Source organism: Pelagovum sp. HNIBRBA483, assembly GCF_040931995.1.
Taxonomy (GTDB): Bacteria; Pseudomonadota; Alphaproteobacteria; order Rhodobacterales; family Rhodobacteraceae; genus JAEPMR01.
In genome coordinates this window covers 14,041-26,449 of the sequence record NZ_CP162413.1, presented here as the reverse complement: position 1 = coordinate 26,449, position 12,409 = coordinate 14,041, and the positions used below count along the sequence as shown (strand labels likewise).

General features: G+C 55.6%; 8 protein-coding genes. 7 read left to right on the top strand and 1 reads right to left on the bottom strand.

Annotation, left to right across the window (positions count from 1 at the left end; all coding sequences use genetic code 11):
- Window positions 1–119: 119 nt before the first annotated feature.
- The 5 genes from AB1E42_RS14685 to AB1E42_RS14665 all read left to right on the top strand — a co-directional run bounded on the left by AB1E42_RS14685 (window position 120) and on the right by AB1E42_RS14665 (window position 7,868).
- The gene (locus tag AB1E42_RS14685; RefSeq protein WP_368346481.1) at window positions 120–1,178 is read left to right on the top strand and encodes a helix-turn-helix domain-containing protein; all 1,059 of its coding nucleotides are present in this window, start codon (window positions 120–122) and stop codon (window positions 1,176–1,178) included.
- A 229-nt stretch (window positions 1,179–1,407) separates the two neighbouring features.
- Window positions 1,408–2,571: an ATP-binding protein gene (locus AB1E42_RS14680; protein WP_058314221.1), complete on the top strand. Its 1,164-nt coding sequence runs from the start codon at window positions 1,408–1,410 to the stop codon at window positions 2,569–2,571.
- Window positions 2,572–3,062: 491 nt separating this feature from the next.
- Entirely contained in the window at window positions 3,063–3,644 is a 582-nt protein-coding gene (locus tag AB1E42_RS14675; protein WP_058314208.1) for a hypothetical protein, read from the top strand.
- Window positions 3,631–5,874: a relaxase/mobilization nuclease domain-containing protein gene (locus tag AB1E42_RS14670; RefSeq protein ID WP_274656528.1), complete on the top strand. Its 2,244-nt coding sequence runs from the start codon at window positions 3,631–3,633 to the stop codon at window positions 5,872–5,874. The genes AB1E42_RS14675 and AB1E42_RS14670 overlap by 14 nt, the downstream gene beginning before the upstream one ends.
- A gap of 8 nt (window positions 5,875–5,882) precedes the next feature.
- On the top strand, window positions 5,883–7,868 hold the full coding sequence (locus AB1E42_RS14665) for a type IV secretory system conjugative DNA transfer family protein (RefSeq protein ID WP_368346488.1): 1,986 nt from the start codon (window positions 5,883–5,885) through the stop codon (window positions 7,866–7,868).
- Window positions 7,869–8,131: 263 nt separating this feature from the next.
- Here the strand turns inward: AB1E42_RS14665 and AB1E42_RS14660 are convergent, their stop codons facing one another.
- On the bottom strand, window positions 8,132–9,055 hold the full coding sequence (locus tag AB1E42_RS14660) for a helix-turn-helix domain-containing protein (RefSeq protein ID WP_058316684.1): 924 nt from the start codon (window positions 9,053–9,055) through the stop codon (window positions 8,132–8,134).
- Window positions 9,056–9,212: 157 nt separating this feature from the next.
- On the opposite strand from AB1E42_RS14660, the gene AB1E42_RS14655 reads away from it, so the two are divergent.
- Both AB1E42_RS14655 and AB1E42_RS14650 read left to right on the top strand, forming a co-directional pair.
- Window positions 9,213–11,234, top strand: a complete 2,022-nt coding sequence (locus AB1E42_RS14655; RefSeq protein WP_368346480.1) for an ABC transporter substrate-binding protein — start codon at window positions 9,213–9,215, stop codon at window positions 11,232–11,234.
- 101 nt (window positions 11,235–11,335) lie between these two features.
- On the top strand, window positions 11,336–12,358 hold the full coding sequence (locus AB1E42_RS14650) for an ABC transporter permease (RefSeq protein WP_368346479.1): 1,023 nt from the start codon (window positions 11,336–11,338) through the stop codon (window positions 12,356–12,358).
- Window positions 12,359–12,409: the final 51 nt, after the last annotated feature.

The following is a 12,409-nucleotide window of genomic DNA, read 5'->3' as shown; positions in this document are numbered from 1 at the left end:
AGGGCTGAACGTATTTCTACGCTTCTCAGATTAGACACCTGAATCGTAGCAGTCACCGAATCGCTAAGCAATAAAAAACGCTCTTGGGCGAACGGGAATTCTTTGCCTGCAGGCAAATCATGAGAACAATTCAAGGAATGGCTCCTGCTGGAGCACGCTCGTCGCGCAAAGCAACGGGGCAGGGAGGTATTGCCCAAAACAAATGGCAACTCCTCAAGGTAATCGAAGACATCCGGGAGCCACTCGGCTTGAAAGGCACGTCCATCTCACTCCTCAGAGCGATGATCTCGTTCCTGCGGGTAGATCAAGTCGATGCAACACGCGACGACGGGCATATTTGCTTTGCATCAAATGCCTCACTGGCTAAGCGCGCTCATGTCAGTATCCAAACCGTTGAACGCCATATTGCCAAATTGGTGTCCTTAGGCTTGCTGACGCGGCGATCAAGCGGCAATGGCAAACGCTGGGCCCGTCGAGACCGTCAGGGCAGTATTGTCCTTGCAACAGGCCTGTCACTTCTGCCACTCGCTGAACGTTACCCTGAGTTCGTGCGCATGGCGCAAGACCACCAGGATCATCAAAACGAGCTGGGGCGGCTCAGAGACATGTGCTCGGCGGCCCTGAGCAACCTCAAAGCGCATCTCATGCCCGCCAATTGGGACGAAGGCTTGCTCTCAAAGGCACGCAACCTTTTGAGACGCCAGCCAGACAAGCGCGCTTTGAGCGATCTTCTGGATGAAATCACTGTGGAGATCTCGAAGATAGGCTCTGCAGAACCAAATGATTTGAGGGCCACTGACCCCGAAATTGAGGGGCACAAAGAGACTTCCAAAACACAGTATGTTAAAGAAGAAAATTCTTTTCAGATTGAAGTTGGCCAAGAGGAGATGGAGCACGCCTACCCAAGGCTCTGCGCAGAACTCAGGTTTGCTAAGAACCAAGAAGACTGCCGTCGCTTAATGGATGATCTTGCCGGATATCTCAACCTTGGGAACACGTGGTTTTCGATAAAGGACCTTGGTCCAGCGCTCAGTTTCATGATCTTAGGATATCTCTTGGAACGCTCAGAGACGATCAGCAATCACCGTGGCTACGCGTTCAAATTGTGCCAAGACCTATCCAACAAGAGCCTTGATTGGCGTACATTGCTGAAGAAACCGAGGTCAAACTTAGGATGATATGATCTTGGAACAGCAAAGCCTCCCTTTGAAGATTGACCGTTTTGGGCGTTATGAGCACTGAAAAGGCAGAAAAGCTACAGCGCGAACCCTTTGCTGCTCAGGTCATATCACTGGGTAGCCTGATCTAAAAAGCCGATTCAGGGGCGTTGTAACTGAACACTGACTATTTGGGCGCCTTCAATATCATACCTTGCAATTATGCCATGTAATGGAATAAATGCAAGGTATGATAACGCGTAATCATCTCAGCCGCATTGAACACGCCCTAGACAACCAGGCAGGTGTTGTACTGCTTGGCCCACGTCAGGTGGGAAAGACAACGCTGGCGCAAGATATCGCAGAAACGCGCGATGCGGTCTATCTTGATATGGAACGTCTGGCGGATCGCCAAATCCTTGAGGAACCAGATCTGTATCTCGATGAACAAGCGGGCAAGCTTGTTGTCATTGACGAGGTGCAGCTGATCCCGGGCTTGTTTGGCGCATTGCGTGGACAGATTGATCGCCGCAGAAGGGCAGGGCACCGAACTGGTCAGTTTCTGCTTCTGGGGTCAGCCTCGAATACTCTGTTGCAGCAAAGTGCGGAATCTCTCGCTGGTCGTGTCAGCTATCATGAGCTCACGCCATTCACGCTTGATGAGGTAGGGCAGGGGGCTTTGCCACAGCTTTGGCTGCGCGGTGGGTTTCCCGACAGTTTTTTGGCGGGATCAGACCGCGAAAGCCTCACCTGGCGCGAAGACTTCATTCGCACCTATCTTGAACGAGACATCCCATCCTTCGGTTTGCGCATTCCGGCAGAAACCTTACGCCGCTTTTGGACGATGCTGGCCCATGAGCAGGGTGGGTTGCTCAATGCTGCCAAGATCGCGGCGGGCTTGGGTGTTTCAGGACAGAGCGTCGCACGCTATCTCGACCTCCTGGTTGATTTGATGCTCGTGCGGCGTTTGTCGCCATGGCATGCAAACGCGGGAAAGAGGTTGGTAAAGTCGCCCAAAGTCTATATCCGAGACGCCGGTCTCGCCCATGCACTCTTGGGACTGGAAACGACCGAGGCTCTGCTTGGCCATCCCGTCGTCGGTGGATCATGGGAAGGCTTCTGTATCGAAAATCTGATTGCAGCCGCGCCACGAGGGACGGAGGCGAGTTTCTATCGATCATCGGCAGGTGCCGAAATCGATCTGATCCTGAAACTGCCAAACCAGACGCTTTGGGCGATCGAGATCAAGCGCACCACGAGCCCGAAAGTCACGCGCGGGTTCCATATCGCTGCCGAAGAATTGGACGTCGAAGAACGATTGCTGGTCTATGCTGGTGATCGCGAAGTACCGGGGCAGGGGGGTATTCGCGCGATGCCACTGACAGCAGCCATCTCGCAGTTGAGAAGTCCGTAGATAGGTATTGATGGTTCGTGAAGCGAGCTGTTCGATCACGCAGGCTGAATCGTTTCATATTGGGTGAAACGAAAACTCGGTAGGCACACACTACCCATAAGTTTCTTGACGTTAATCGTTTCACTTTCACGGGGTATCGTTTCATGTCCTGGGCGGATCAAGCTATCCTGGATCGCATAGCTGCGCACTCAATTGGCTGACCCAGAATAGCATCGCTTAGGATACATTCCGAGACAACGCTGCACACCGCTGAGAACGAGTTCCGCGTCGCGTGAAATCCTCGAAATCCAGAGACAGCCGAACAGTGGCTGACGTTCTCGCTGGCGGCCAGGCGGTCCGCGGCCTCGCGCCGGTGGCGCTTGGCGAGAAGCGGAATACAAGGCTGCCAAGCACCCAATCAACATAAGTATATTATTGACAGTATGGTATAGTATCGTATGTTGGGTGCAGCCTTGTATGAAGGTGGCAGGAAATAGGGGGTCTTTCTTCGCATGTCTCGCTCGAAACGTCTCACTGATGCAGAGCGCATGGAGATCGTGCGCGAAGCCGCGGACGGAGTGTCCACGTCCGTGCTTGCGGAGCGGTTCGAGGTGACGCCTCGGGCGGTGCAATACACGGTGAAGAGTGACGAGGAGCGCCAGCGCGACACGGCGGTTCCAGTCTTGGCGGTGAGTGTGAAAGTAACCTCTGATGAGATGGCGGCGTTCGATGCGGTGCTGGCGTCAGCGGGGATCGAGACGCGCTCGGAAGGGCTGCGCCGCTTGATGCAAGCGGCAGGTGGCACCTTTGTGGCGGACGCCCAATTAGCGGCAGAGATGGCGCGCTATCGTGCTTCTTTGAACGAGGTTGGAAACGGTGTCGCCCAGATTGCCAAGCAGATGCAAAAGGCCAATCGGGCGGGGCAGGGAACGGGCCCCGAATTCTCCGAGTTGCGGCTTGCACAGATGCGCGGGTTAGCGCGGTTCATTTTGGACAGTGCAGACGAGATTGACCTGCTTGTGCGCCGCCGTCGTGATGCCATGCAGATGGACGCGACAGCCGCTTTGAGGGAGTTTGCTCATGCGGCTGAATGATGCAGTAGACGCGGTTACCGGTGAGGTGTTTCGCGACGGGTGGAGCCGGATTCGTGGCTCGATGCAGGGTCTGTATGCTTCAAAGCAAAAGCAGATGGTGCGCGCTGCGGCAGGACATCGGGCAGCCGTGTTCAAGGCGATCCGGGGGGGTGGGACGCACACTAAATCCCAGCTCGCAAACCAGCTGGAATACCTCACGACGAAGTCTACCCATATCGTTGACAGCAGCGGGTTTCTGGATGGCAAATCCAGCCTTGAGCGCAGCGAGATCAAAGACCTGACCGAGCGCTTTGCCAAGCGGTGGGACGGCGGGTTCAAACCCAAGCTTGGGCAAACCACGCATCTGCTAATGTCGTTCCCGATTGGCACGCGCGGAGAGGATGTGCGCGACATCGCGACCGATGTGGCGGAGCGGTTCTTCCAGAATGACGAAGGGCACTTCGATTATATCATTGCGGTGCATGAGGACCGCGACCACCCGCATGCGCATCTCGTGTTGAATCGCCGTTCGCAAGAGGGTGAGTTCTTCTATTTGGCGCGCAATCATCGATTCAACTATGACGATTTCCGATTGGCGATGGTCGAGGAAGCGGAAAAGTATGGCGTGCGGTTGGAAGCCACGCGGCGAGTGGATCGCGGCGAGGTACATTACCCGCCCAAGACCCGCGAGGTCTACGCGGCTAAGGAAGAGGGCAGGACACCAGTGGAGCGCGAACGGGTGGGCAAAGACCTGACCCGCACGCTTGCCGAAATAGCAAACACCAAAATCATGTTCCACTCGCTGGCTGCCGAGGCGTCCTCTGAGAACCGCGAAGACATTGCTGAGGTCCTGTTCCTTGCGGGCGAGGTTCTGGCGAAGGGGGGGCACGTTGAAACCGCAGGAGGCATTTACATGGCCGAAGACGAGTCTTTTGAGGATCTGCGCAGCCGTTACGCGGAAAAGGTCGCGAACATCACAGACCTGATCGCCGCAAAGCCGGATGTGGAGCGGCCCGCGCTGGAGAAATCCCTCAACGCAATTCAGGCCCGCGTGCAGCATATGCAGCCGCTCGGGCTACGGTCCAATTCCCTCTCGGAGGTCCCGTCAGAAGGCGGGGTCTATTCTGAAGCCAACATTCAGCAAAGCCAGTTCGAGCGTCTGTCTGAGCCACGGGTGCGCGCCCGCGTCGATGCAGCACTGCGCGGCACGGGGATCAGTACGTCCGAGGTCGTGGCCCGGATGGAGACAGGGGCGCAGAACGCGGCTCTGGAACATCAATGGATTGCGGATGATTTGTCCAAGGTGGCCGAGGCGAAGGATTTGAACCTTGAGCGCCGCGCGGATTTGGAACAGGCGCGGGATATCCTCAATGATGTACATGTGCAGCTGGGGACCATGCTGGAGCGGGAAGGTGTGCTGCGCCGTGACGGGGTCATTGAAGAAGCCCGCGAGGTGCAGGCGCATGTGACTGAGGCCCAGATTGAAACCGCTACCAATGCGGTTCGCATCGAGACTCGAATTGAAGCCGGGACTGAAGATCGGGACGAGGCCGTGATCGAAAGCCGTGCCGTAGAGCGTTTGGAGGACGAACAGCGGGACTATCTGCGCGACCATCCAGAACTGATCGCGCGCCCGACCGATGTGATCCGTATGAGCGAGGAGGGCAGGGCGGTGATCGTAGATCGGGCCGCTGCAGAGCGGGTTATCGTTGAGGTTGAAGCGGCGCGTTTGGGCGCGCACAGCAGGACGCCAATCTCCGTTTCCGTTGCGCGCGATCTACAGACGCGATATCCCGATATGCCCGAGCAGCTGGCGGAGGGTCTCGGCGACACATACGCGCGCGTCTATGAAGCGCGCGGCGCTGAACGGGAGGAAAACCTTACCGAGCGCGAGACAACTACGATTGAAACGCCTGAACTGTCCCGTGTTCTCGCCCATGAACGGGCAGGGGAATTGTCGTCGCCCTTTGAGACCGAAACCGAACGCGAGGCCTTCCGCGCGCAGGTGGCGCGGGTTTTGGACACGGCGCAGCTGGATCGTCTGAACGATGGCGACAGCGATGCTTTGGAAAACATCATCGAAGATCGCCTCGACCGTCTCTATGCCGCAAAGGTCTATTTGCAATCGGATGCGGCGACCGCAAACTCCGAGGCGTTGCGACAGGTTGTCGACGAGTTAGCAGACGTTGAAGTCGAAAGACAACGCGCGGCAGACGTGGACGGCGAGACGGAGCGGGGGCAGGTCCATTGAGTGGATCCATGGGCAGGGTGCGGATTGCCATCGGGGTGGTTCTGGTCACTTGGGTGGCAGGGGCGATGGGCTACACAATTGCCTCGGCTGTGCTGACCTTTAAGGCCCTCGGGTTCAGCGCCGATATCGATTTTGGATATATCGCGCAGAATTACCTCTGGATCAGAGACAGACGGCCAGACGACTTCCAACTGATCAACCTGATCATCGGCGGATGTGCCGTCGCAGGGCTGATGATGAGCCTGGCCCTGTCCGGCTCGGCCCTCACGCGCTTTGGGCAAACCCATTGGCAAAAGCGCGGTGAGATGAACGCCAACGGGTTCTTTGGGAAGCCCGGCACCGGGTTTATTCTGGGCAAGCTGGGCGGCCCAAAGTCGCGGGCCCGCTACATCACCTCAAAGGTCTTTCCCCATGCGCTGATCGTGGCACCAACGGGGCGCGGTAAAACCAGCGGCTTTGTGATCCCGAACCTGCTCACATGGCAGGGGTCTGCCGTCACGTTGGATGTAAAGGGCGAGTGTTTTGAGGCGACGGCGCGTCATCGCGCGGCCCAAGGCGACAAGGTCTACCGCTTCGCGCCCACGGATTGGGAGGGCAAGCGGACCCATCGCTATAACCCGCTTTTGCGCATCTATGAATTGGAAGACCCCGCGCGTCAGCAGATGGAATTGCAACTGCTGGCGACGCTGTTTCTGCAAAGCGACAATGATCGCGTTCAAGGGCTTTTGAAGGGAGGTATTGATCTGTTCGTGGCGGCGGGCTTGTTGGCCTTCCAGCGCAAGAAGCCGAGCTTGGGCGAGATCTACCGGATCGCGGCCTCGGGGGGCAACAAGCAGAAAGAATATGTGGCGCGGAGCCACGAGATTGACAACAAAGCTGCGAAGCTGATCTTTACGCGGCTCGCGTCCACAAACAACGACACGCTGACCTCCTATGTCTCGCTTCTGATGACGTCAGGTCTGGATCAATGGCAGAACCCCGCAATTGACGAGGCGACGCAGGTTTCCGACTTTGATTTTCGCACGATCCGCAAAAAGCCGTTCACAGTCTATCTCGTTGTCCAGCCCTTGATGGTAAAGCCGCTTGCGCCACTGATCCGATTATTTTTCTCAGACCTTCTCTCGGCGATGCAAGAGAAGGAACCGGGCCAAGATGAGCCCTGGCCCGCGATGATCATGCTCGATGAGTTCAACCGCCTTGGCAAAATGCCCATTGTGGTTGAAAGCATAGAAACCCTGCGCACCTATCGCGGACATCTGGCGGTGGTGACGCAAACCATCCCCGCCCTTGATGAAATCTATGGTGAAAACACGCGCCGCGCGCTGCAAGGCAACGCAGGCGTAAAGCTCTACCTCACTCCCTCAGATGAAAAGACCATCGAGGAGCTGAGCAAGGCCGTGGGCAAGACAACAAAGACGGTCATCACGCGGTCGCGGTCGATTGGCAAGAATCCGTTTGAGGGGCGCAGCCAGTCTACGCGGACGGAAGAAACATCGTTGTTGCCTGAAGACGAAGCGCGCCGGTTGCCGCTCGATGAAATTATCATGGTCGTGGATGCCCAGATGCCAGTGCGGGCGAAACGGATCCAGTATTTTGATGACCGGCTGTTTGCGGCGATCCATGGCGCGCAGAAGGGTGATTTGCCGTTTCCGGAGCCGGGGGGAGGGGGCCCGCAGGGCACGCTGCCTTTGAGTGTTCAGGCGATGCCTTTGTTCCCGCGTTCGCAAGGGGGAGGAGAAGATGAAACCATATCTGATAGCGCGGATCAGGTGCGAAGCGAGGCGGAACATCTGCCGACGCGGTCCGACGGACCGCCGAAGAAGTCCGCGGCCGCGGTGCAGGCGGTTGTCGCAGAGGCGCAAAGGCAGATGGAGATGGAGTTTGCCGCGCAGGTGCCTGCGACCGATTCAGAAAGAGAGTCGGACAAAGAGCCCTTACGGAATGCTGTGGGTGATTTGGAGGAGTTGGAGTTGACGGTGAAACAGAATCTTTGAGCCGGTGTGGCTTTTCGTGCGAACGGGATTAGTCTGGAAGGGAGGATCGAAGCCGAACAGTCGTCGGGTTATCAATTGACGCACGAGCTGACATCAGCCTCTGGCAATCTGTCGACACCATGGTGGTTCCTTGGCCCCAAGTTTGTATCCTGTTGTGTATCTTAAGGTGCATCGGCGCGCTGCCGTTTACTTGATGAACGCCACGCGGGGTTTCATGTTGATCGGGTAAATACTGCAACGTCCATAAGAGCAGCATTAGCTTGCTAGGGCTGCGCGTGAAATGCCAGAAACGGATTGCTTCGCTGTGACTGGCGACGGTACTCTGCAGGGGATTGTTTATGTTCCTTGGTGAACGCTTCGTAGAAGGCGGATAGCGACGCGAACCCACTATCGAGTGCGACAGATGACACCTTCGCCTCGGTTTCGACTAGGAGCATTCGAGCGTGGGACAAACGGGTCCGTGTCAGATGCTTCTTGATACTGACGGTCAAGACATCCCGAAAAACCTGCCCGGCGCGCGCCGGAGACAAGCTTGATGCCGCCGCAATATCTTTCACGTTGATCGGTAGGGTGAAGTTTTCGGAGATGAATCGCAACATTGATTCGACTTCTTGCATCGTCGTCGACCTAACTGAGAATCCATTGCCCCGGCTTGGGCTTGAAATCAGCGTAGACCACCCTTCTAACGCAAGCCGACGCAACCGCGTTTCAATTTCGGCAAGGTGCGTTCGCCGCCAGGGGGTCTGCTCAAGGTGCTTCTCATTGTAGATCCTGTTGATTAGCAAGGCGTCCAATGGATCATCATTTCGAGAAGCAATTACTTCGCCGGTTAGGATGGCTTTCACGAGATCGGACGGCAGACCCCAACGCACGAATTGACCCAGCGAAAGATAGATGTTGGTAATACGTCCTTCCCCATAGACATCGGTAACTTTATGTGGCGCAGCACCCCAAAACACGACCAGTCGATTGGCCTTCAACTTTGCTACCTGGCCCGAGAATGAGTAGTCCAAATGACAATTCTGAAGGAAATTCAATTCCACCGATGTGTGGTGATGGAAGGGGGTATCAAAGAGTGTCGGTTTGTGGCTCTCAATGATGAAGTTGTTTGGAGTCGGTACGCGGGTCTGATCAACAGACTCCGAAAATGGAACTATCGCGTCAACAGAACTTAGCCTTTGTGCCATGCTATGCCTTTCATGCCTCGGCCCGAGTACCGGGGACTCGACACCTGAGATGAGACTTTAGCATCAATATGCAAAAACAGGAAGAAGTTGTTATAAAACCGGAGGCCGAGACAAATACCTTCAAGGAGAATGCTAAAATTCTAATGGAGGAAACCAAATGATTCACAAACTCACTTGTACTGGATTCTTGCTGGGCGGCGTCTGCGCCGCTACGCTGGGAATCACCACAGCAAATGCCGATGAGATGCCCCCAGAGCGGAGCCTAGCCGGCCTTGAATACGACCTGATTGGTCGTGACGATTTGTATTCGTACCGTTCGCTCGATAACTACAGCCAAGCGCCGTTCCTTGACGCACTGGTCGCAAGTGGCGCACTTCCGCCTGTTTCTGAGCGACTGCCAGCCAATCCATTGGTCTTTAATGCCTCAGCAATGTCTGACGGGATCGGCGAATATGGCGGCGTTTTCCGTCACGTAATCGGTGGACGTCCTGAAGGCTTCCATTGGATTGCCGGTCAGCACCAAGGTTGGGGCGGCATCAACATGGCCGTTCAGGAATGCCTTGTACGCCAAGGTCCGCGTTGGCAAGTTCGCGCCGAAGACCAGACTGGTCCTTTGCCTAACTTGGCCCACTCATGGGAGTGGAGCGAAGATATGACCGAGCTGACCATGCATCTTGTCGAAGGTGTCAAGTGGTCTGACGGCGATCCGTTTGATACCGATGACATCGCCTTCTGGTGGAACGACAACGTCGAAGATGAAAACGTGACGAGCCGCATTCAGGCTGGATCTTTCGGTGGTGGAGCGAGCCTTGAGGTAATCGACGATTACTCATTCAAGTTCGTATTCCCAAGCGCACAATCGGAAACTGTTGTCGAGGGTCTCGCCTATATTCAAGGTTGCCCGGGGCCGAGCCATGTGCTTCGCGATTCTCATCCGACCTATAATTCCGACGCTTCTTACGACGATTACCTGAACGCAATGCCGTCAAGCGATGTACCGGTTCCAGTTTTGGGTGCGTGGGTTCCAGTCGAGCACCGTCCAGATGAACTGGTGATCCTTCGCCGCAATCCATACTACTGGAAAGTGGACGATGCCGGAAATCAGCTGCCCTATCTCAACGAGATGCACTTCAAGTTGACGACTTGGGACGACCGTACGACACAAGCTGTCGCCGGTACCGGTGACTGGTCGAACATGGAAAACCCAGGCAACTACGTTGAAGCGCTTAAGCAAAGCCAGGATGAAAACGCCCCGGTTACTGCTAAGTTCGGACCGCGGACATTGGCGTTCCGGATCGAGTTGAACTTTGCTCAGAACATGGCTGACAGCGACTACGACGCTGAACTGCGTGGGTTGTTCCGTGAGCAAGATTTCCGCGAAGCGCTTAGCTCGGCAATTGATCGAGACGCTCTAGGACAAGCTTTGGCACGTGGTCCATTCGCTTATCCATACATGGGTGGTTTCGCGAGCGGTTCACCTTACTATGATGCGGCTTCGACTGACTACACGCCGTTCAATCAGGGATACGCGAACGAGCTTCTGGCCGGTCTCGGTCTGGAAGACACGGACGGCAACGGGATCTTGAACGTGCCTGGCACGGGTGAAGACCTTGTCATCGACATGACCTTCAAGTCTCAGCGTAATGACGACCGTAAGCAGGTTGAAGCAGTGACATCGCAGTTGGCTGAAATCGGAATTCGCGTATTGCCAACGCCGGTTGATGAAACCAGCTTTGATCCGATCCGCAATTCTGGCAGCTTCTCAGCAATTCTTCAGCGTGTAAGCTTTGTTTTGCCTACACGGGAAACTTGCGGAAACTTGCCGACGTCCGAAATCTGTCCAGCGTTCCACCTAGCTGGATCGGAAGGTCGAGATTTCCTTCCGTTCGAAGCTGAACTTGCGGACTCTGTTCTGAAATTTAACGCATCTAGTGATGCGGCTGAACAGGCGGACATTGCCAAGCGGATGCAGGCACTACTTACAGAGAACCACTACAATATTGGTTTGGTTCAGGTTCCTGCGGCTCTGTTGGTGAACAAGCGGGTCCGCAATGCGCATCCTGGTACACCAGTCTTTATGTACGAGTGGGCTGAAGACGCGGTAATCCGTGAACGCCTGTGGGTGCCTGCTGAATTGCAAACAGAAGAGCTCCTCCCTGGTACCGTAGCCCAATACTAAGCTACGTGACCGCAACTCGTCCTACTCCCGCAAAGCGCGGGGGTGGGACATCTTACTTTCGCACTTTCCTCATGACGCCATAAGTCGGGAGCACTTGTCTCATGGACTTTCTAGTTTTTCTTGCGAAACGCGTTGCGATGTCGATCCCACTGCTTTTGGGAATCTCCATCGTATCCTTCGCAATCATCCAAGCTGTGCCCGGCGATTTCGTTGACGGTTGGATTGCAAACACTGCAGCCCAGACCGGCAAGTCCTACGACGAGCTTCTGCCCCAAGCCGAAGCGATGCGAGAGCGGCTCGGCCTCGATCAGCCAATTGCGATTCAGTACGTGACCTGGCTCAAGAACATCGTGTTCCACTTCGACTTCGGTATGTCCTTTGAGCAAAATCGTCCTGTAACTGATGTCATAGGAACCCGCCTTCCTCGTACGCTGCTGCTGGCGGTTCTGACGCTCGTCATTGGTCAGGTGTTCGGAGTGCTTCTGGGCATCTATGCGGCGACCAACCAATACAAACTGGGCGACAATATCGCCACGCTGATTGCCTTCATGGGCATTGTGATTCCGAAGTTCGTGATCTCGCTCGTGATCCTCTACTTCCTCGCTATCGTCTGGCACTCGCCCTATATTGGAGCGGTCAATTCGCCTCAGTACATCTTACAAGATGGGTGGAATTGGGCGAAGTTCTGGGACTTTCTCAAGCATGTTTGGCCGATCCTGGTAGTGTCTATTTGGGCCGGACAGGCGTACACCACGCGGATGATGCGGGGAAACCTGCTCGACGTAATGAACATGCAATACATTGAAACGGCCCGCGCCAAAGGATTGTCCCGTCGCAAGGTCCTTTTCAAGCATGCAGTACCAAATGCTCTGCACCCAGTCATCATGAACATCGGGACGCGGTTCGATTACATGATCAAGGGCGAAATCGAAATCGCAATCGTTCTGGGCATTCCTACGGTTGGCCCATTGATTCTGAGCGCCGTCGGCGATCGCGACATGTATGTCGTCGCCGCGATCTTCATGATGGTGGCCGTTTTGCTGGTGCTGGGCAACTTGTTCGCTGACCTGATGCTGGCATTGCTGGACCCTCGGGTTCGCCGCGCCACGATGAGCCGGAATTAAGGGGGTACCAATGAAACAGCCACACAACCCCACCGACGACAAACCGATGGT